General features: G+C 75.6%; 16 protein-coding genes. 4 read left to right on the top strand and 12 right to left on the bottom strand.

Annotated elements, in window-relative coordinates; all coding sequences use genetic code 11:
• Positions 1-73 precede the first annotated feature (73 nt).
• The 3 genes from AB0C21_RS25750 to AB0C21_RS25740 are packed head-to-tail and all read right to left on the bottom strand — an operon-like array spanning position 74 to position 2,049.
• Entirely contained in the window at positions 74-1,267 is a 1,194-nt protein-coding gene (locus AB0C21_RS25750; RefSeq protein ID WP_500207514.1) for an RNA polymerase sigma factor, read from the bottom strand.
• A gap of 13 nt (positions 1,268-1,280) precedes the next feature.
• Positions 1,281-1,619, bottom strand: a complete 339-nt coding sequence (locus AB0C21_RS25745) for a YciI family protein (RefSeq protein ID WP_500207512.1) — start codon at positions 1,617-1,619, stop codon at positions 1,281-1,283.
• Between the two features lie 31 nt (positions 1,620-1,650).
• On the bottom strand, positions 1,651-2,049 hold the full coding sequence (locus tag AB0C21_RS25740; protein ID WP_353818133.1) for a VOC family protein: 399 nt from the start codon (positions 2,047-2,049) through the stop codon (positions 1,651-1,653).
• Between the two features lie 163 nt (positions 2,050-2,212).
• Between AB0C21_RS25740 and AB0C21_RS25735 the strand changes: the two genes are divergently transcribed.
• Positions 2,213-2,593, top strand: a complete 381-nt coding sequence (locus AB0C21_RS25735; protein ID WP_500207510.1) for a YchJ family protein — start codon at positions 2,213-2,215, stop codon at positions 2,591-2,593.
• Between the two features lie 111 nt (positions 2,594-2,704).
• Positions 2,705-3,358, top strand: a complete 654-nt coding sequence (locus tag AB0C21_RS25730; RefSeq protein ID WP_500207509.1) for a hypothetical protein — start codon at positions 2,705-2,707, stop codon at positions 3,356-3,358.
• Positions 3,359-3,408: 50 nt separating this feature from the next.
• On the opposite strand, the gene AB0C21_RS25725 is transcribed toward AB0C21_RS25730, so the two are convergent.
• Positions 3,409-4,683 carry an MFS transporter gene (locus AB0C21_RS25725; protein ID WP_500207507.1) on the bottom strand — a complete coding sequence of 425 codons (1,275 nt, stop codon included), beginning with the start codon at positions 4,681-4,683 and terminating at the stop codon, positions 3,409-3,411.
• 60 nt (positions 4,684-4,743) lie between these two features.
• Between AB0C21_RS25725 and AB0C21_RS25720 the strand changes: the two genes are divergently transcribed.
• The gene (locus AB0C21_RS25720; protein WP_500207505.1) at positions 4,744-5,910 is read left to right on the top strand and encodes an ROK family transcriptional regulator; all 1,167 of its coding nucleotides are present in this window, start codon (positions 4,744-4,746) and stop codon (positions 5,908-5,910) included.
• Here AB0C21_RS25720 and AB0C21_RS25715 read toward each other — a convergent pair.
• The 8 genes from AB0C21_RS25715 to AB0C21_RS25680 all read right to left on the bottom strand — a co-directional run bounded on the left by AB0C21_RS25715 (position 5,907) and on the right by AB0C21_RS25680 (position 19,336).
• Positions 5,907-6,314, bottom strand: coding sequence for a cupin domain-containing protein (locus tag AB0C21_RS25715; protein ID WP_500207503.1), 408 nt, complete (start codon positions 6,312-6,314; stop codon positions 5,907-5,909). The genes AB0C21_RS25720 and AB0C21_RS25715 overlap by 4 nt on opposite strands.
• A complete protein-coding gene (locus tag AB0C21_RS25710) occupies positions 6,314-7,135 on the bottom strand; it encodes a phosphoenolpyruvate hydrolase family protein (RefSeq protein WP_500207501.1) in 822 nt (273 codons plus the stop codon). The genes AB0C21_RS25715 and AB0C21_RS25710 overlap by 1 nt, the downstream gene beginning before the upstream one ends.
• Positions 7,132-8,331 carry a Tm-1-like ATP-binding domain-containing protein gene (locus AB0C21_RS25705; RefSeq protein WP_500207499.1) on the bottom strand — a complete coding sequence of 400 codons (1,200 nt, stop codon included), beginning with the start codon at positions 8,329-8,331 and terminating at the stop codon, positions 7,132-7,134. The genes AB0C21_RS25710 and AB0C21_RS25705 overlap by 4 nt, the downstream gene beginning before the upstream one ends.
• 116 nt (positions 8,332-8,447) lie before the next feature.
• On the bottom strand, positions 8,448-9,140 hold the full coding sequence (locus AB0C21_RS25700; protein WP_500207498.1) for an ABC transporter ATP-binding protein: 693 nt from the start codon (positions 9,138-9,140) through the stop codon (positions 8,448-8,450).
• Entirely contained in the window at positions 9,140-10,066 is a 927-nt protein-coding gene (locus tag AB0C21_RS25695) for an ABC transporter ATP-binding protein (protein ID WP_500207496.1), read from the bottom strand. Before AB0C21_RS25695 ends, AB0C21_RS25700 begins: the two co-directional genes overlap by 1 nt.
• Positions 10,066-12,642, bottom strand: a complete 2,577-nt coding sequence (gene cas5, locus AB0C21_RS25690; RefSeq protein ID WP_500207494.1) for a CRISPR-associated protein Cas5 — start codon at positions 12,640-12,642, stop codon at positions 10,066-10,068. Before cas5 ends, AB0C21_RS25695 begins: the two co-directional genes overlap by 1 nt.
• The gene (locus AB0C21_RS25685) at positions 12,639-15,986 is read right to left on the bottom strand and encodes an ABC transporter permease (protein WP_500207492.1); all 3,348 of its coding nucleotides are present in this window, start codon (positions 15,984-15,986) and stop codon (positions 12,639-12,641) included. The genes cas5 and AB0C21_RS25685 overlap by 4 nt, the downstream gene beginning before the upstream one ends.
• Before the next feature lie 137 nt (positions 15,987-16,123).
• Positions 16,124-19,336 carry an AfsR/SARP family transcriptional regulator gene (locus tag AB0C21_RS25680; RefSeq protein WP_500207490.1) on the bottom strand — a complete coding sequence of 1,071 codons (3,213 nt, stop codon included), beginning with the start codon at positions 19,334-19,336 and terminating at the stop codon, positions 16,124-16,126.
• Between the two features lie 22 nt (positions 19,337-19,358).
• Here AB0C21_RS25680 and AB0C21_RS25675 point away from each other — a divergent pair, with 22 nt between their 5' ends.
• Positions 19,359-20,249 (top strand): hypothetical protein, encoded by an 891-nt coding sequence (locus AB0C21_RS25675; protein ID WP_500207488.1) that lies wholly within the window; start codon positions 19,359-19,361, stop codon positions 20,247-20,249.
• Positions 20,250-20,289 lie beyond the last annotated feature (40 nt).

The following is a 20,289-nucleotide window of genomic DNA, read 5'->3' as shown; positions in this document are numbered from 1 at the left end:
CGCCCGGGATGTCGGCCAAGCCTCACAAAACGATCTTGTCGGGCGGCCCCGCGCGCGGCGGCCGGGCAAGGCGTCACGTCCAGCTGAGGCGTTCGGCGAGGAGGGCCTGCTGGGCCGGGTTCCCCGCCAGGGCGAGGGCGCGGCGGTCGGCTGTATGGGCCTCAAGGCGGCGGCCCAGGTCGCGCAGCAGTTCGGCGCGGACGGCGTGGTACAGGTGGTGGCCGTCGAGGGCCCCGGCGAGCGGCGCGAGCGCGTCCAGGGCGGCGGCCGGCCCCTGGACGTAGCGGACGGCGACGGCGCGGTGCAGCCGGACGATCGGCGTGTCCGTCATGCGCAGGAGCATGTCGTACAGGACGAGGATCTGCGTCCAGTCGGTGTCGTCCCACGTGGGAGCCTCGGCATGGCAGGCGACGATGGCGGCCTGGAGCTGGTACGGCCCGGGCCGTCTCATCGCGGCGGCGCGGGCGATGAGCCGGGAGGCCTCGGCGACGGCCTCGTGGTCCCAGGCGCCGCGGTCCTGGTCGCGCAGCGGGACGAGGTGGCCGCCGTCGAAGCGGGCGGCGGTGCGGGCCTGGTGGAGCCGGATGAGGGCGAGCAGGCCGAGGACCTCGGGCTCGCGCGGCATGAGCCAGGCGAGGCTCCCGGCCAGCCATTCGGCGTCCTCCGCGAGGTCGCGGGCGTGCGGGCGGTCGCCGCCGCTGGTCAGGTAGCCCTCGTTGAACAGCAGGTACACGACGGCGAGGACCTGGTTCACCCGCGCGTCGAGCTCGTCGTCCGACGGGATCCGGTACGGGATCCGCGCGTCGGTGATCTTGCGCTTGGCGCGGGTGATGCGCCGCGCGACGGTCGTCTCCGGGACCAGGAACGCGGCGGCGATCTGCCCGGTCGTCAGCCCGCACACGGTGCGCAGCGTGAGCGCGACCTGCGCGGCCACGGGGAGCGCGGGGTGGCAGCAGACGAAGATCAGCTTGAGCCGGTCGTCGGGCTCGCCGGGCACCGGCCACTGGAGCCGGGCGAGCTTGTCGCGGTAGTTGGCCCGACGGCGCAGCAGGTCGATGCCGCGGCGCCGGGCGGTGGTGAGGAGCCAGGCGTCCGGATGGTCGGGGACGCCCTCCTCGGGCCAGCGCCTCAGGGCCGTCTCGACGGCGTCCTGCATGACGTCCTCGGCGGCGGCGAAGTCCCCGAGCGTCCGGATGAGGCACGCCGTCAGCCGGCCCGCGTGCTCGCGCACCACGCGGGCCAGCTCGGCGTGCGCCTCGTCGGTCACCGGATGCGGTCCCTCAGGTGATCGGACGGATCTCGACGACCGGGCAGGCGGGCCAGCCGCGGGCGATGGCGAGGACCTCGTCGAGGTCGGCGGCCTCGACCTCGGCGTAGCCGCTCACGACCTCCTTGCCCTCGACGAACGGGCCGTCGGTGAGCAGCGGGTCCGGCCCGTCCAGGCGCAGGGTGGTGGCCGTGTGCGCGGGCTCCAGATGCGCGTGATGGGTGATCTGGGCCGAATACCGGGCGAACCACTCCGCGACCCGCTCGTACGCCGCCTGGCGGTCGCCCTCGCTCATGGCGGCCAGTTCCTGGGCGTACTCCTCGGTCTCGACGAACATGAGAACGTACTTCACTTGCGTCTTCCCCTCCGTCGGGGTCGGCCGGTCAGCCGGCGGGCAGGGTCGCGTACAGGTCGATCCCGTTGCCGTCCGGGTCGAGGACGGTGGCGTACCGCATCCCCCAGAACGCGTCCCACGGCTCCTTGACCCCGGTGTACCCCGCCTCGGTCAGCTCGGCGTACTTGGCGTCCACCTCCTCGGGGGCCGCGGCCTGGAACGCGAGGAAGTTCCGCGCGCCGCCGGACGGCCTCGTCCAGCCGGGCAGGGTGGGGACCCGGAACGCCTCGGTGTCGAGCATGATGTGCAGCCCGCCGGGCAGGTCGCAGCCCGCGTGGTCGGGGTAGGCGGAGTCGACCTTGAACTCCAGGCCGAGCCGGCGGTAGAAGGCGATGGCGGCGTCCATGTCGGACACCACGATGTCGATCGTGTTCATCGTCAGGTCCATGACGTGCTCCTCTGGTGGCGTCGAGCGGCTCTCTCACCCCCTAGACGATCGGCCGAAGGCCCGATACGACACCTCCGCGAAGGATTCCGCCGCGGGGGTCGCCGGGCGCGCACGGCGCTCATCGTCGCCGCGCGGATGCCGTTCCGCAAGGCAGAATCGGGGGGTGGCGAAGAGATGTCCCTGCGGTGGCGGCCCCCGGTATCGGGACTGCTGCGGGCCGTTGCACCGGGGCGAGGAGACGGCGGCGACGGCGGAGCGGCTGATGCGGTCGCGGTTCAGCGCGTTCGCGGTGGAGGACGAGGCGTACCTGCTGGCGACCTGGCACCCGGCGACCCGCCCGGAGCGGATCGGTTTCGAGGACGGCATGCGCTGGACGGAACTGGAGATCGTCCGCACCGAGGGCGGCGGCCCCGACGACGACAAGGGCGTCGTGGAATTCCGCGCCCATTACCTGGCGGGCACGGAGCCCGGGGAATTGCACGAGGTCAGCCGGTTCGTGCGCCATGACGGCGTGTGGGTCTACGTCCGCGGCAAAGTGAGCTGACATTCCGCCGCGCGGGTGAGCGGCATCGCCCGTGCGGGGGAAGGGCGGCCCCGAGGCGCGCTGAGAGCGTGTGGACGCGGGCGAGGGACGTCCGCGGAAAAGGGGATCCGCATGTCACGGAGAAGACGCGCCGCGGTCGCCGGAACCGCCGTGCTCTGCGCGGCCGGGGCGGTCGGCACGGGCAGCGCGATGGCGCAGGACAGGGGGCCGCTTCCCAAGGAGGCCCACGTGACCGGGGACGCGTGGGTGAAGTACCCGGGCGACCCCGAGTACCCGTACCGGCGGTTCGTCGTCGACACGCACGGCGGGCCGTGGAAGGTCGTCGACGGCAAGATCGTCATGGGCGCCGCACGGGGGACGGTGAAGTTCGACCACTACGCGCCGGACGAGCCCGGCGGGCCGTCGAAGCACCATTGGGGCTCGATCGAGGTCGACTACGTGATGGCGGCGGGGCCCGTCGCCGTCGTGTCCGGAATCCGGCAGGACGACGAGCACGGCATTCCGGCGAACGAGAAGCGCGCCAACCTGACGTTCTACCAGTCGCCGCGCGGCCACAGGTTCGACCGGATGGGCTTCTCCTGGGGCGTCGTCTTCCCGCAGTGCCACCAGATGGGCGAGGGGCCGGCGCCGTTCAGCACGAACAGTTCCGGTCCATTCGGGAAATGGCTGGAGGGGTACACGGTGAAGGACGCGCCGCTGCCGCTCCCGGCCGGTGAGGTCCAGCCCCCGGACAATCCCCCCGACTGCTCGTTCGCCGGCGGGTAGGCTCCCCGCCGTGGACGACGCCGCGGCGATCCTCGCCCAGGCGGGCGCGGTCACGACACCGGTCCCGTTCTGAGCCGCCGCCCGCAGCGGGCCAGCAGCGCCAGCAGCAGGACGGGCGCGACGAACACGGCGGCGCGCAGGGTGGTGAGGTCGGCGAGCGCCCCGAGCACGAGCGGGGCGACGCCGATCGCCACCCCGGACGCGAGCGCGCACCGCGCCGCGGCCCGCGCCGGCTCGGCCGGGCGCGCGGCGAGGGCCTGCCCCAGGATCACCGGGTACAGCAGCGCCACCCCGAGCCCCGTCACCACCAGCCCGGCGACCGCGACCGGCGCGGGCGACGTCCACAGCACCGCGAAACCCCCGATCCCGACGGCCGCCGCGAGCGCGAGCAGCCGGTCGGGCCGTCCCCCGCGCCGGACGACCGGGCCCGCGACCGCCCGCCCGGCGGCCATCCCGAGCACGAACCCCGCCGACAGCGTGGCCGCGGCCCCCGAGCCCAGCCCCTTGGCGCTCCCGAGGAAGTCCGCGGCCCAGAACACCATGCAGAACTCGACCCCCACGGCCAGGACGAGATCGACCCACCGCCCCCAGAACCCCGTCCCGTCTCGCCCGGCACCGGCGGACTCTGCGGCGGCAGGCCCGGCACCGGTGGGCCCGACTTCCGCAGGGCCGGCATCGGTCGGCCGGGCACCGGCGGCGGCGCCGACGGGCGCGCTGCGCGGGGGCTGGGCGGGCGCCCGGTCGACCCCGGCGGGGATGCGGTGCGGGCGGACGAGCAGGAGGAGGGCGGCGGCCGCGAGGAGGGGCGGGGCGGCGAAGGCGGTGCGCCAGCCGAGGCCGTGGGCCAGGGCGGCGCCGATGAGGATCGGGGAGAGCACGGACGCGGCGCTGGAGACCGCGTTGGCCTCCCCGATCTGGATCGTTCCATCGCCGTGGTGCGCGGCGCGCAGCGCGGTCGGGACGAGTTGGACGAGACCTGCGCCGCCGAGGCCGAGGACCAGGGCGCCGGCGGCCGTGCCGAGGCGTCCGCCGGAGGCGGCGAGCAGCGCGGCGCCGCCGACGAGCGCGGCCAGGGCGACGGGGATCCCGGCGCGCCCGAGCCGCTCCGCCGCGCGGTGCCCGGTCAGCCCCACGACCACCAGCCCGAGGGCGAAGGCGGAGGGGTACAGGGCGGCCTCGGTGCGCGGCAGGCCGCGTTCCTCCCGCAGTTCGGGAAGGATCGCGCCGAGCGCGGTGAGCAGGTAGCCGAGACATCCGAAGGCGGCGTACAGCCCGAGCGTCCCGGCCGTCCGACCGGCGAGCAGACCCGCACCGGCAGGCTTCATCGCGCCTCCTCTATTAAACTCGTGGTACGAGGATAAGTCGCACGGGCCAGGATGTCAGCCATGGAGCGGATGACCGCGCACTCGGCGCGCGCGCTGCGCAGCCAGGGAGTCCTGGCCGTGCTCCGGTACGTGCACGCGCACCCGTCCGCGAAGCGCGCGGAGGCGGCGCGGGCGCTGGGGCTGAGCAGCGGGTCCGCGACCGAGATCATCGGACGGTTGAAGGCGGCCCGCCTGGTGGACGAGGTCCACGCGCCGACCGGCGGGCGCGGCCGCCCCTCCCCGGCGCTCGTCGCCCACCGGGACGGCCCGCTCGTGTGCGTCGTCGACATCAGCCACGAGCGCTGGCGGGCGGGCTGCGTCGAGCTGGGCGGGCGCGTCGTCGCGGAGGAGGCGGGCGGCCACTCCGGCACCCCGGACGTCCTCGGGACGCTCGGCGACCGCGTGTCGGCCCTGCACGCCCGCTACGGCCGCCGGCTCCGCGCCGTCTCCGCCTGCGTCGCGGGCACGGTCAGCGGGACGACGGTCGTCCAGGCGTCCGGGATGGGCTGGCGGGACGTGGACCTCGAACCGCTCCGGCCGCCGGGGATCCCCCTGCTCGTCGGCAACGACGCCTCGCTCGCCGGGCTGGCCGAGGCGAGGCGCGGGGCGGGCGCGGGGACGCGGGTCGTCCTGCACCTGACGGTCGAGGTCGGGGTCGGGGGCATCCTCGTCGTGGACGGACGGCCGGTGGACGGCGCCACCGGCGCGGGCGGCGAGTTCGGCCACATGCCGTTCGGCGACCCGTCGCTCCGCTGCCCCTGCGGCGCCGACGGCTGCTGGGACCTGGAGGTCGACGGGCGTGCCATGGCCCGTGCGCTCGGCCGTCCCGAACCGCGAGACCCGCGCACGGCGGCCGGGCAGGTGATCGCCGCCGCGGCGTCCGACCCCGCGGCCCGCGCGGCCGTCGAGACCGCCGCGCACGCGCTGGGACGGGGCGTCGGCGCCCTCGCCAACGCCCTGGACCCCGGCGTGGTCACGCTCTCCGGCCTGGCCACCGAGCTGGCCGCGACGGCGCCCGCCGCCCTGGAGGCCGGCTACGCCTCCGCCCTGATGCGCTACCGCCGGCCGGCGCCGCCGCCCGTCCTGTCCTCGACGCTCGGCCGGCAGGGGCCCCTCACCGGAGCCGCCGACGCCGCCTTCGACGCCCTCCTCACCGAGGGCGGCCTCGACGCCTGGTCGCGTGCCTAGGCCTGGCGCCACTCCGGGACGGCGCCGGCCTCGTGGAGGCAGAAGTCGGGCGCGCCTTCGAGGGCCTTCTCCTCGCCGCCCGGCGTGTAGGTGACGATCAGGCGCAGGGGGCGCCACGTCATGTTGTAGGTGGAGTGCCAGACGCCCTTGGGGATGTGGACCGCGTCGCCCTCGCGGATCACGAACGGCTCGCCGTCGTCCACCATCTGCGCGGCCTCACCGGAGATCACGTAGATGACCTCCTCGGCGTTCGGGTGGTTGTGGCGCGCGTGCCCCTTGCCGGGGTTGACGATCACCTCGCCCAGCGTGCTGCCCGCCCCGGGCACCGCGGACGGGGTGACGAACCACTTGATCGACCCCCAGTCGAAGGTCATGGTCGTCACGTCACCGGGGTTCCTCAGCATCAGATCTCCAGGTTCTTGAAGGCCGCCACCTGCGCGGTGATCGCCTTCTCGGTGGGCAGGCGCTCGACGGAGGAGGCGCCGAAGAAGCCGACGACTCCCTCCGTCCGGGACAGCACGTACGCGGCGTCGCCGGGCTCGGCGATGGGGCCGCCGTGGCACAGCACGAGGACGTCGGGACGGACGGCGGCCGCCGCGTCCCGCATGGCCTGCACCCGCTCGACCGCCTCGTCCAGCGTCAGGGCCGTCCCGGCGCCGATGCTGCCCTTGGTGGTGAGGCCGACGTGCGGGACGAGCACGTCGGCGCCGGCCTCGGCCATCGCCCGCGCCTGGTCCTCGTCGAACACGTACGGGGCGGTGACCAGGCCGCGCTCGTGCGCGAGCCGCACCATCTCGACCTCCAGCTCGTACCCCATGCCGGTCTCTTCGAGGTTCTGCCGGAAGACGCCGTCGTAGAGCCCGACCGTCGGGAAGTTCTGCACGCCCGCGAAGCCCATGGCCTTGAGCCGATCGAGGAAGACCGGCATCACCCGGAACGGGTCGGTGCCGCACACCCCCGCCAGCACGGGCGTGTCCCGGACGACGGGCAGCACCTCCGACGCCATCTCCACCACGATCTGGTTGGCGTCGCCGTAGGGCAGCAGGCCGGCCAGCGAACCGCGGCCGGCCATCCGGTAGCGGCCCGAGTTGTAGATGATGATCAGGTCGACGCCGCCCGCCTCGGCGCACTTGGCGGACAGGCCGGTGCCCGCCCCCGCGCCGATGACGGGCCTGCCCTCCTCGACGGTGTTCCGCAGCCGGAACAGGACGGTCTCGCGGTTCACTGCGCGCCCTCCGAGATCAGCCGGTGCAGCCGGTCGGCCATCGCGCGGCCGAACTCCGGGTCGTTGATGTTCATGTCGAGCCTCTCCGTCTCCACGGCCCCCTCCATGGCCGCGAAGCACGCCTCGTCCGCCCCCGGGTCGTGGAAGGGCATGCCGGGCGCGTCCAGCGCCGAGACGCCTCCGAGCGGGACGAACAGGACGGTCGGCCCGGTCGCGGCCGCCAGCTTGGCCGCCACCCTCCGGCCGAGCTCGGCCATCTCCTCCGGCGTCGTCCGCATGAGCGTCACGGTCGGGTTGTGGACGTACAGGTTCCGGCCCGCGAACCGCTCGGGGACGGTGTCGCGCGGCCCGAAGTTGACCATGTCCAGGGCTCCGGGCGCCACGACCTGCGGCACCCCGTGCCGTCCCGCCGCCGTGAGCCGGTCGGGCCCGGCCGACAGGACGCCGCCCACGAGGTCGTCCGCCAGCTCGGTCGTGGTGAGGTCGAGGACCCCGGCCAGCAGCCCGCTGTCCACGAGCCCCTCCAGCGCCCGCCCTCCGGCGCCCGTCGCGTGGAAGACGAGGACCTCGTAGCCCAGCTCGTCCAGCCGCTCCCGCGCCGCGTCCACCGCCGGGGTCGTCACCCCGAACATGGACGCCCCGACGAGGGGCCGCTCCTCCGCCGCGGGCTCCGGGGCCGCGTGCGCCTTCGCCATCCCGGCCGCCGCCGCGGCGGCGTTCCCGAGGATCAGCCGCGACACCCGGTTCACGCCCGCGATGTCGACGACGCTGTAGGTGAGCGTGACGTCCTTGGCGCCCACGTAGGGCGAGACGTCCCCGGACGCCATCGTCGACACGATCAGCTTGGGCAGCCCGATGGGCAGGTCGCGGACGGCGCGCGCCGCGATCGACGATCCGCCGCTGCCGCCGACCGCGAGCACGGCGTCCACCCGCCCCAGCGCGGCGAGGACGATCGCCGCGCCCTCGCCCATCGCCGTGACGGCCGCGCCCCGGTCGCCCGCGTCCCGCAGGGCCTGGAGCGACGTGCCCCCGGCCTCCGCGACCTCCTCGGCGGAGACGTCGGCCTCCACATCGGAGGGCCCGACACCCACGTCCACGAGGACGGTGTCGCAGCCCAGTTCCCGCACCCGCTCGCGGAGCCACACGTACTCCGCGCCCTTCGTGTCGAGCGTCCCCAGCAGCACAACGGTCGCCATCGAGCCTCCCATCCCCGATACCGATTCCCACGCCGATCACTCGGCAAGCCTGTCTCTCCAGGCGGCCCGCGATCGGCGGAGCGGGAGGGAGGCCCCGGCTCACGGGCGGGTGTCGGTCAGGCGGGGACGGGGGTCTCGGTGACGGCGCCGTCCTCCAGGGTCAGGACGCGGTCGGCCTCCGCGAGGAGGGACTGGTCGTGCGTCGCCACCAGGACGGTCACGCCTTCGCTGGCGGCGACCGCGCGGAACAGCGGCATGATCGCGGCGGCCGTCTCGGAGTCGAGCTGGCCCGTGGGCTCGTCGGCCAGGAGGAGGCGGGGGCGGTTGGCGAGGGCGCGGGCGATCGCCACCCGCTGGCGCTGGCCGCCGGAGAGCTCGTAGGGGCGCTGCAGCGCGTGGTCGGCCAGGCCGACGAGGCCCAGCAGGACGCGGACCCGCTCGTCCCGCTCGGCGGCGGGAGTGCGGACGAGGCGCAGCGGGACCTCGACGTTCTCGGCGGCCGACAGAACGGGGATCAGGCCGTGCGACTGGAACACGTAGCCGATGTCGTCGCGGCGCAGGGCGAGGAGCTCGTCCTCGGAGAGCGCGCCGACGTCGCGCCCGTCGACGCGGACGGTGCCGCCGTCCGGGCTGTCGAGGCCGCCGATCAGGTTGAGGAGGGTCGTCTTGCCGGAGCCCGAGCGGCCCTTCATCGCGACGATCTCGCCGGGCGCGATGGCGAAGGACGCCCCGCGCAGGGCCCGCACCTCGATCTTGCCCGTCCGGTAGGTCCGGACCAGGTCCTCCACGGCCACCATCGGCGTGGTCATCAGCTCTCCTCCCGGTCGGGCCAGACGCCGACGTGGTCGCTCTCCAGGGCGAGGCGTACGCGGTCGCGCATGTCCAGCGCCTCGGTGAAGCCCTTGGGCAGCTGGACGCGGCCGACGCGGTCGAGGAGGGCGTACTCCTCCACGACGCGGGTCCCGTCGTCCTCGGAGCGGCGGCGGACCTCCACGCTGGTGCGGCCGTCGCGGATGCCGATGGTCCGGTCGACGCGCTCGGACACCTGCGCGTCGTGGGTGACGACCACGGTGGTGGTGCCGAGCTCCTCGTTGACGCGGCGGAGCGCGGCGAACACCCCGGCGGCGGTGGCGGTGTCGAGCTCGCCGGTCGGCTCGTCCGCCAGCACGACCTGGGGCTCGTTGGCCACGGCGACGGCGATCGCGATGCGCTGCTGCTCGCCGCCGGACAGCTCCGCCGGGCGGCGGTCCGCGCAGTCGCCGACGTCCAGCATGCCGAGCAGCTCGGCGGCGCGGGTGGCGCGCTCGCGGCGCGACCGCCCGGCGAACCGCATGGGCAGCTCGACGTTCTGCGCGGCGGTCAGGTACGGCAGGAGGTTGCGGGACGTCTGCTGCCAGATGAACCCGACCTTCTCGCGCCGGAACACCAGCCGCTCCTTGGACGCCATGGTCAGCAGGTCGGAGCCGGCGACGCGGGCGACGCCGGCGGTCGGCACGTCCAGGCCGGACAGGATGTTCAGCAGCGTCGACTTCCCCGAGCCGGACGCGCCCACGATGGCCACGAGCTCGCCCGGGTCGATCAGCAGGTCGAGCCCCTGCAGGGCGACGACCTCCACGCCGTCGGTCTTGTAGATGCGCACCAGGTTGTCGCAGACGATGTGGGCGCCCTCGCCGTAGACGGGCCCGCGCTCGGCGGCGCGGCGCTCCAGTTCGGCGAGATCGGTCGTTTCGGTCATCACTCCCCCGTTCTCAGGGCGTTGCCGGGGTCGGTGTCGAAGGCGCGGTCGACGGCGATGGCGGCGGCCGCGGCCAGCAGGAGCGCGGCGAGCAGCCCGAGCAGCGCCGGGACGCCCGGGACGTGCGCGGTGACGGCGAAGCCGCCGGTGTAGGGGCGCAGGTCCACGACCGGCCCGGTGATCTCCGGGAGCAGCAGGCCGAGCACCCAGCCGGCGCCGACCGCGCACAGCAGGACGGGCGCGAGCTCCACGAGGGCGAGGCCCCGGCTCTGCCGGCGGCTCAGCCCGAGGGCGCGCAGGTGGGCGACCATCCGGCCGCGGGCGCGGGCGCCCACGACGAGCACGAGCAGGACGGCGAGCAGCCCGTACACGCCGCCCGCGAGGGCGCCGTTCCGGAAGGTCTCGTGGACGACCGACACCAGCGGCAGCCCCGTCATCTCCCGCAGCACCCGCTGCCGCAGCACGATGTCGTCCCCCGGCGCCGCGGCGCGCAGCGCCTTGACGTCGATGTGGTCGCCTGCGACGAAGACGTGGGAGGTGAACCCCGTCGCGCCGGCGACGCTCTTGTAAGGGACGATGACGAAGGCGCTGTTCTTCTCCTGCCCGGGGAAGCGCTCGATCTGGCGGGACGGCTTGACGGTCACCGGGTCCATGCCGGCGCGGCTGAGCGTCACGGTGCCCGAGCCCAGGGTGCGGGCGGCCAGGGGCGACACCAGCGCGCCCGTGCCGCTGTCCGGGATGCCGGGCACCTCGGGGGCGAGCCTCCGGTAGGCGTCGAGGTCCACGCCGACCACGGTCACCGGCGCCGGGTCGGTGGCGGACGACGCCCGGGTGATGACCCGGACCCGGACGGCGCCGGTGACGCCGCGCACCGCGCGGATGCGGCGGAGGCCGGCCTCGTCCAGCGACGCCGCCTCGACCCGCGCCTCGGCGCCGACCTCGGCCCAGGAGGCGCGCTCCTGCCCGACCCTCAGCGCGGTGTCCACGGTGGAGGTGAAGCCGGCGATGGTCGCGGCCAGCAGCAGGACGGCGAGCGGCAGCGCCCCGACGAGGTTCTGCCGGGACGCGCGGGCGACGCCGATGAACGCGACGGCCCCGGTCCGCCGCCGCAGCAGCGGCCCGGCCGCCCGCAGCAGGTACGGGTAGACGCGCAGGACGAGCACGCCGAGCGCCGCGCCGAGCAGGGCGGGGACGGCGGCGACCAGCGGGTCGGTGCCGGCGGACGCGCCGCGCTCGCGCAGCAGCACGACGCCGATCACGGCGAGCACCACCAGCAGGCCGTCCATGACGAGCCGCCGCCGGGACGGCCGCGCCGCGGCGAGGTCGTCGCGGCGCTCGGCGACCGAGCCGAGCCCGCCGCCGCGCTCGCGCAGGACCATGACCGCCGAGACGCCGAGCACGGCCAGGACGAGCAGCCCGATCGCGACCAGCGAGGACGGCTGCGGCGGGCCGGCGTCCAGCAGCCGTCCGGCCGCGTACCCGAGCAGGGCGGCCGGGACGGCGGCGAGCGCGGTCAGCCCGCAGGCGGGCGCGGCGAGCTGGCGCAGCGACGCGCCGCGGGCCCGCATCACGCCGAGGATCGGGCGGAGCCGCTCGCCGAGCAGGCCGGCGGCGAGCAGCAGCAGCCCGGCGGCCACGGCGACGAGGCCGCCGAAGGCGAGGCCGACGACGGACTGGGCGGTGTGGAGCCGGGCGATGAACTCCTTCAGCCGGTTGTCCAGGGCGGTCGAGACCTCGCAGGGGAAGAGGTCGGCGCGGCCTTCGACGGCGGAGCGGAATGCGTCGAGGTCGCGGACCATGACCCGGGTCTGCTCCGCGCTGACCGCGCCGGTGCGGACCGGGAAGCGCCAGTCGTAGGTCAGCTTCAGGCGCGGGTCGCGGGTGAGGCGCGAGTACGCGAAGGCGTCGATCAGCGCCGTGCCCGCGTCGGCCTCGATGGTGCTGTTGGGCAGGTACTCGATGGTCGGGTGCAGGATCCGGGCGCGCGGCCGCCAGAACTGGTCGGTGGCGTCCACCGGCTCGTACAGACCGACGATGCGGACGCTCGTGCCGCCGAGATCGATCCGGTCGCCGAGCTTGTAGCCGAGCTGGTCGGCGTACTTCTTGGCGACCGCCACGCTCATGTCGCCGCTGGTCTGCCCGGGCTTGTTGAAGGGGTAGCGGCCGGAGACGAAGCGGATGCGCCGCCAGGCGCCCGGCTCGAAGCCGAGGTAGAGGATCCTCGGGCGGCGGAAGTCCCCTTCGACGCGGTCGCCCGGGGAGGTGACCGACGACTCGGGCTCGCCGGTGACCTCGGCGAGGGAGCGGGGCAGCCGGTCCCGCCAGGCGAGGGCGTTGGAGGTCAGGGCCGCCTCGCCGGGGACGGCGGCGAAGGCGCCGGTGCCGCCCGCCTCCCCCTTCACGTGGACGTCGGCGCCGGTGTCGGCGCCGACGGCGGCGGCCGCGGCGCGGTCGTACCCGGCGGTCGTCCGGGACGGGACGGCGACGGCGAGCAGCGCCGACACCAGCATCAGCACGGCCAGCGCGGTGATCGGCGCCCACTGCGCGCGGACGAGCCGCATCCCGGCACTCCTCATCGGTCCTCCCCCACGCGCAGCCCGGCACCGAGGTTCCGGCGCCGCAGCGTCCGGATGACCGGCGCGAGCACGAGCCCGAGCACCACCGCCACCCCGCCGGCGACGGCCAGCACCACGGGCCACTGGACGACCAGCGCGGCGGGCGGGTACGGCTCGGCCGCCTGCACGCTGAGCACGACGTGCGGGACGACGAGCCGCGCCACGACCAGGCCGAGGACCGTCCCGCCGAGCAGGCCGAGCCCGACCAGGTACGCCTGCTCGATCGCGAGCATCCCGGCGACCTGCCTGGGCGGCACCCCGAGCGCCCGCAGCACCGCGAACTCCCGGTACCGCTCGCCGGCGGTCACCGCCGCGTTCACCACGAACGCGATGACGGCGAACGCCAGCGCCGCGGCGAAGCCGAGGACGAGCGCGCCCTGGAGCGCCGCGCCCAGCGGGGCGTCGCGGAGCCGGGAGCGCGTCTCGACGCGGTCGGCCGCGACCTCGCCCCAGGCGGGATGGCCGGCCAGTTCCCGCACGGCCGGGGCGGTGCGGCCGCCGCGCGCCGACGCCCACCACTCCCGCGGGGTGATGGTCTCGCCGCCCGAGCCGTCCACGGCGAGCCGCGACTGGGTGAGGGTGGGCAGGTCGACCAGGACGCCCGGCCTGCCGGGCGGCACGCTCGGCAGCGCGGGCGCGATGCCCGCGACCTTGACGGGCTGGTCGCCGTCGATGGTGCTCACGGTGACGGTGCCGCCGACGCCGACCTTCGCGCGGCTCGCCATCTCCTTGGTGACGACGCCCGGCACGACCGGCAGCAGGTCGGTGTTCTTGATGTCGTGCGAGGGCGGGGCGCCCGTGCCGAGCATCGCGTGGACGGCCGTGCCGGTCGCGTAGCCGTAGAAGCCCTGGCGGTCGAGGGTGGGCGACGAGGGGATCGTGAGGGTCGCCAGCGCGTCCGCGGTCTGCTTGGCGGCCGTCTTGATCGGATGCTCCAGGTCCTGCGGCCCGGCGAACGCGTCCCAGCGGGCCCCTGCGGGGAGCGTGGCCTGGCCGGTGCCCTCGCCGGCGATGCTCCGCAGCTCCAGGTCGAGCCTGCCCGAGATCTTGTTGTCGTCGTAGTTGAAGTGGATCCCGCGGACCGACAGCGGGAAGGACGGCACCCCGTCCTGCCCCGCGAGCTGGGCGGTGTCCAGGGCGGCGGTGTGCTTCTCGCCGTCCGCGTCGATGCCGGGCAGGGGCACCTGCCGCGTGAGCCCGTTGGCGTCGACGATGCTCACCACGAACTTGTAGCCCTCGCCGAGCGGCGGCACGTAGTCGGGGGGCACTTCGGGCTCCGGGCCGGAGCGGCTGAGGCGCAGGTCGAACAGCAGCCGCTTCGGCGCGCCGGGGACGGTCAGCGCCGGGACGGCGGGACGCGACCGCGCCAGCTCGTCCAGCCGCAGGTCGTCCCGCAGACCGGGGCTGACGCGCAGGAGCGGGCCGAGCTTCCTCGCGTCGACGCCGAGCAGCGTCGCGGGTTCGGTGCCGAGGTCGGCGTCCATGCGCAGGACCCCGCTCGCGGCCGAGACGCCCGGCAGCGCCGCGAACCGCCCGGCCTGCCCGAGCGGTTCCGGGGCCGCCTCCCGGGCCGAGACGGCCAGCCGCAGGTCGGCGCCGCTCTGGAAGTCGGCCTGGTCGGTCTGCGACCGCCGCCAGGTCGCCATCGTCGTCACCGACAGCACGCCGACGGCCATCGCCATCACCAGCAGCAGGACCGGGCCGGTGTAGCGGAGCTGGCGCCGCCCGACCTGCCGGGTGCCGAGGACGGCCACGAGCCCGCGGTTGCGGGTCGTGATCCGTTCGGCCACCCGGGAGACCGCGGGCACGAGGCGCAGCAGCAGCACCCCGCCGGCGAGCAGGGCCAGGGCCGGGCCGGACACGATGAACGGGTCGATGCCGCCCGTGCCGTCCCCTCCGGCGGCGCCCGCGCCGTCCGCCCCGTACCGGGTGAGCTGCCAGATCGCGAGCCCGGCGACGAGCAGCAGGGCGATGTCGGTGCCCGAGCCGCGCAGGCCGCCGCGGCCCTGCCGCCCGATGCCGGCCTGGGCCTCAACGAACGTCCGGTTCGCGCCCCGCAGCGTCGGGACGGTGAGCACGACGGCGCAGGCCAGCGCCGTGAGCACCGAGACGGTCCACAGCGGCACGAGCGGCCCGGCGTCCAGCCGCAGCCCCGAGTCCCGCACCGCCGGGGCGTGCCCGGCCAGGCGCAGCAGCGGCCCTGCCAGCAGCGGGCCGAACAGCGCGGCGGGCAGCACGATCAGCAGGCCCTCGACGAGGCCGAGCCGGGCGAGCTGGCGCATGCCGAGGCCGCGGGTGCGCAGCAGCGCGACCTCGCCGCGCCGGTGGTCGGCGAGCAGCCGCGCCACCAGCAGCCACGCGCAGCCCGCCAGCAGGACGAGCTGGATCACCGGGATGAGCATCGTGGACCGCGCCACCTGGAGCGCGGTGCGCAGCTGCGCGGTCAGGTCGGGCAGGTCGGTCGCGACGCTGAACTGCGCGCCCTCGCCCGCCTTCTTGAACGCGTCGCCGCTCGCGGCCACCCGGTCGCCGAGGGGCCCGAGCTCGCCGGCCTCGACGCCGCGCAGGTCGGGCATGACGGTGAAGCGGGCCTCGGAGCCGGTGCCGGTGAACCGGGCGGCGAACACCTGCGGCGGCACCACGAACGGCCCGTAGGTCGTGTAGTCGAGCCGTTCCACGCCGGTCGTGACGAGCTTGTCGTCCTGCCAGAAGTAGTCCTGCGGGTCGGGGACCTCGAACAGCCCGACGACGCGCACTTTCACGACCGACTTCTTGTCGACGCGCCCGTGCAGCGTGAGGACGTCGTCCACGCCGGCGTGCATCGCGCGGGCGGCCGCGCCGGGCAGGGCCGCCTCGACCTCGCCGGACCCGGAGGCGGAGCCGGCGCCGGCGCCGGGCCAGCGGCCCTGGGTGAGCCGAGCGTGCTTCTCGATCCCGGTGTAGGTCTCGAACGCCGTCAGGTCGGGATGGTCGCTCTTCTCCTGGCCCGGGAGCGTGTAGGAGTCGCTGCGGAGGCTCATCGAGACCGTCAGCGGGACGTCCCGGTAGATCTGCTTGAGTGCCCGGTCGACCTGGCCCTGCACCTTGGGGAGGCCGTTCGCCGGGACGTGCGTGCCGAGCGTCGTCCCGACGGACTCGAACGTCGCGTCGGCCAGCGTGCGGCGCAGGCCCTCGCGGGTCACCGACCCGGTGTAGCCGACCAGGGCGGCGAGCACGGTCGTGGCGAACAGCGCGGTCGCGCAGGCGGCCAGCACCAGCGTCCGATCGCCGATGATCCGGCTGAGCACCAACCCCCGTCGTCCCACGAAGGGTCATGATCATTGGGTGTGAGGGGCGCCACAAGGGGCCGTGACACTTCCGCGACCTTTCGCAACCCTCTTGCAATAAGTGGCGGTCGCTTCCGTCTCCCCTTCCCCTGGAGGCACTGCCGCGCCGCCCGGGCCTAGCGCTCCGCCCACACGGAGGGGCCCTCGGGCGGGACGGCCTCCGCGCGGCGCATGATCTCCACCGGGTCGAGGCCCGCGCCGGCGGCGAACGCGTCCGGCCCGGCAGCGTCCCCGATCCGCGCGGCGGCCCGGTCGACGTCGTCCTGCTCGACGGGGCCGGGCGGCAGGCCGGCCGCCTCCCGGACGGCCGCCGCCTTCCCGAGGGCCCGCGCCGCGTCCGCGTGCCGTCCGGCGAGGGTCAGCGCCCCGGCCAGCCCCTCCAGGGCGCCCGCCAGGTCGCGCGGCGCCGCCAGCCTGATCGCGACGGCCAGCGCGTCCCGCTGGTACCGCATGGCCGAGACCGCGTCGCCGCGCGCCTCCGCCACCCGCCCCAGCCCCGTCTGGACCAGCGTCAGGTACAGCGGCGGGACCTCCTCCGGCGGGGCCGCCGCCAGCAGGCGCCGCAGCCGGTCCTCGGCGTCGTCCAGCCGCCCCTCGCGCTGCGCCACCAGCCCGAGGCCGATGTCGGCGAACGTGACCGCGGGCGCGAACCCCTGCTCCACGGCGACCCGGTGCGCCCGCCCGAACAGCCGCCGCGCGGCATCGTGGTCGCGGCGCAGGTAGGCGATCCAGCCGCGCCATGCCATCCGGACGGCGACGTCCGGCCACATCCGCAGCTCCTCGGCCATCCGCTGCCCGTCGAGCTGGAGACGCTCCGCACGGTCGTAGTCGCCGGTCAGCTCCGCCAGGCCCGCGAGCCACTGCATCGCCTGGAGGCGGCCCCAGCGGTCGCCGGCCTCGCCGAACAGCACGGCGGCCCGTTCGGCATCGCGTTCCAGCGCGGCGGGGTCGCCGCGGGCGTGGTCGTGCATGGCGCGCTGGACCAGCGCCGCCGCCTCGCCCCACCGGTCGCCGGTCGCGCGGAACCCCGCCAGCGCCTCCTCCAGCATCGCGGCGCCCGCGCCGGCGTCGTCGAGCTCGGCCCACACGAACGTCAGGAACCAGCGCGCCCACGCCTTCAGGCCGTCGTCGTCCGTGGCGTCCACGAGTTCGAGTGCCTCGTCGCGGCAGGCCTTCCAGTCGCCGGGGACGCCCTTGAGCACGGCCATCCCCGCCCGCCACGTCAGCGCCCGGGCCCGGACGGCGGGCGAGCCGCCGTCCCGCGCGAGGGCCGCCTCCAGCGACCGCAGCGCCTCGGTCAGCCTGCCGCGCAGGAACCAGTACCAGGCGAGCGCGTTGACCAGCCGGAGCGCCTCGTCGGCCGTCCCGGCGGCGTCCAGCGCGGCGCGCAGGTTCGCCGACTCGGTGTCGAGCGCCGCGAGCCAGTGCGGCTGCTCCGGCCCGGTGAGCCGGGCCGCGGCGCGTTCGGCGAAGTCGAGGTAGTGGCGGCTGTGCGCGTCCCGGGTGGGCCGCGCCTCCCCCGCCTCCGCGAGCCGCTCGGCCGCGTACGCGGCGACGGACTCCAGCAGCCGGTACCGGGGGCCCTCGCCCGGACGCTCCGTCATCACGACCAGCGAGCGGTCGACCAGCCTGACCAGCAGGTCGAGGACCTCCGCCGCCGGGACGTCCCCGCCCGCGCACACCGCCTCGGCCGAGTCGGCCGTGCAGCCGTCGGCGTGCACCGACAGGCGGCGCAGCACGGCCCGCTCGGGTCCGGTCAGCAGGTCCCAGCTCCAGTCGATCACGGCGGTGAGCGTGCGCTGCCGGGCCGGGGCGCCGCGGTGCCCCGACGACAGCAGCCGGAACCGGTCGTCGATCCGTTCGACGAGGCCCTCGACCCCGAGCGCCCGCACCCGGGTCGCGGCCAGTTCGAGGGCGAGCGGGATGCCGTCCAGCCTGCGGCACAGCTCCCCGACCCGCCCGGCCGTGTCCGCGTCCAGCCTGAACCCCCGCGAGGCCGCCCCGGCCCGCGCCGCGAACAGCCGGACCGCGCTGGAGGCGGCCGGATCGTCGCCGCGGCCGGGGACGTCCAGCGGCGGGACGGCCCACACGACCTCGCCGGGCAGGCCGAGCGGCTCCCGGCTCGTCGCCAGCACGCGCACCCCGGGAACCCTGCGCAGCAGCCGGTCGGCCAGCTCGGCCGCCTGCTCGACCACGTGCTCGCAGTTGTCCAGGACGAGCAGCAGCCGGCGGGCGCCGAGCGCCGCCGCCAGCCGGTCGAGCGCCGCGGCCGGCGCGCCCGGCGCGTCCCGGATGTCGAGGATCGCCGTCACGACCTCCGCGAGGTCGGGCACGGTCGAGCGCTCCAGGCCCGCCAGCTCCGCCATCCACACGCCGTCGCCGAACTCGTCCGCGAGCCCGGCCGCCGTCTCGATCGCCAGACGCGTCTTGCCCACCCCGCCCGGGCCGGTCAGCGTGACCAGCCGGTCGGTGCCGATCCTCGTCCGGATCTCCCGGACGGCGCCGTCGCGCCCGATCAGCTCGGTGGGCGGGACGGGCAGGTTCGACCGCGGACCGGGCGGCGGCGGGGCGGCGGGCGCGTCGAGCCCGGGGTCCTGCCGCAGGATCGCGCGCTGGAGGTCGGCCAGCTCGGAGCCGGGGTCGAGGCCCAGCTCGTCGGCGAGCAGGACCCGGTACCGCTCGTAGGCCTCCAGCGCCTCGTTCTGCCGCCCGGCCCGGTAGAGGGCCCGCATGTGCGCGGCCCGCAGCCGCTCGCGCAGCGGATGCTCCTCGACCGCGCCGCCGAGCTCGCCCGCCAGCGCCCCGTGCTCCCCGAGCTCCAGCCGCACCTCGGCGTGCTCCTCCAGCGCGGTCAGCCGGAGCTCCTCGAGCCTGGCCGCCGCCGCCCGGGTGAACTCCTCGTCGCGGAAGTCGGCGAGCGCGGGGCCCCGCCACCGCCCGAGCGCGTCGGCCAGCAGCGCCGCCTTCTCCTTCGGCTCCGCCGCGGCGCGCGCCCGCTCGACCAGCGCCTGGAAGCACCGGGCGTCCACCCGCTCGCCGGCCGCGCCCAGCAGGTATCCGGCCGGCCGCGACTCCACCAGCGCCCGCGCGCCGGGCTCGGCGTCCTCCAGGACCCGGCGCAGCTGCGACACCTTCGCCGACAGCGCGCCCATCGGGTTCCCGGGCGGCGCGTCGCCCCACAGGTCGTCGATCAGCCGGTCGGCGGGCACCGGACGCCCCTCGTGCACGAGCAGGTCCGCCAGCAGCGCCCGCACCTTCAGACCCGGCACGGGGACGAGCCCGCCGTCGTCGGTCCAGACCGCGAGCGGCCCGAGCACCCCGAAACGCATCTTCCGACCCTAATGTGAATCCGTGACCGGAGGGCACGCCCATTACGTCATCGTCGACCGGACCGGCCATCGCGTCTGGTCGCGGCATCGCGGCGCCTACACGCTCTGGCACGACGTCCTCGCCGGCCCGGAGCGCACGGTCGAGTTCGTCCGCGCGCAGGACGGCGGCACCCCGGACTTCTGGATGAACTCCGTGTGGTGGAACGGCGTCCTCATGCTCGACCTGCGGCACCGGCGGATGCTCGTCCACATCTTCGACGACCTCCGGGACCCGGACGTCGTCGCGCTCCGCGCCTGGCTGGGCATCGTCCGCGCCCTGTGGCCCGGTTGGGACGTCACCTGGGCGACGCGGAGCCTGCACGAGGTCATGGAGTACCTCGGCCTGCCCTACGACACCGTCCTCTACCTGGACGACCCGCCGCACCCCCCAGGCGAGCAGTGGGGATGGCCACCCGAGGACGACGAGGAACCGAGCACGCGGCCCGAAACGCTCATCGCCGTCCGGGACGCGACGGGCGCCCTGGCTCTGAACGGCGACTGGGCGCTCCGCCTGAGCGACTACCTTCTAGCCGGTCCGGACGTTCTCCTCCTCCCCCAGGAGGCGGCGACCCGCTCGGCCGCGCTGGGCGCCGTCCCGAACAGCGGCCTGTACCTCGATGCCGTGAAACGCCGAGCGGACTGGTGGTCCACCGACCTGCCGCTCGACCCGCGCCGTCTGCCCGCCCTGTGGCAGGGGTGGACGCTCACCGACCACGGCGACGCCTACGAGGACGTCGCCGCCCTCGTAGGCCCGAACCTGCTCCTGGAACCGGCGTCCGATCCGGTGGGCGCCCTCCTCGCCTGGCTGGAGCGCGGCGTCAACGATCCCGCCCTGCTCGAACGGGTGCGGAAGGGCGCCGGAAAGGCGTCGTAAGGATCCGGTAAACGGTCTGCCGCATCGTGGTCCCACCGCG

Origin of the sequence: Spirillospora sp. NPDC049024, assembly GCF_040649235.1 — a bacterium.
GTDB lineage: Bacteria > Actinomycetota > Actinomycetes > Streptosporangiales > Streptosporangiaceae > Spirillospora.
The sequence above is the reverse complement of the archived record's forward strand: the minus strand, read 5'-3'. Positions and strand labels throughout refer to the sequence as shown.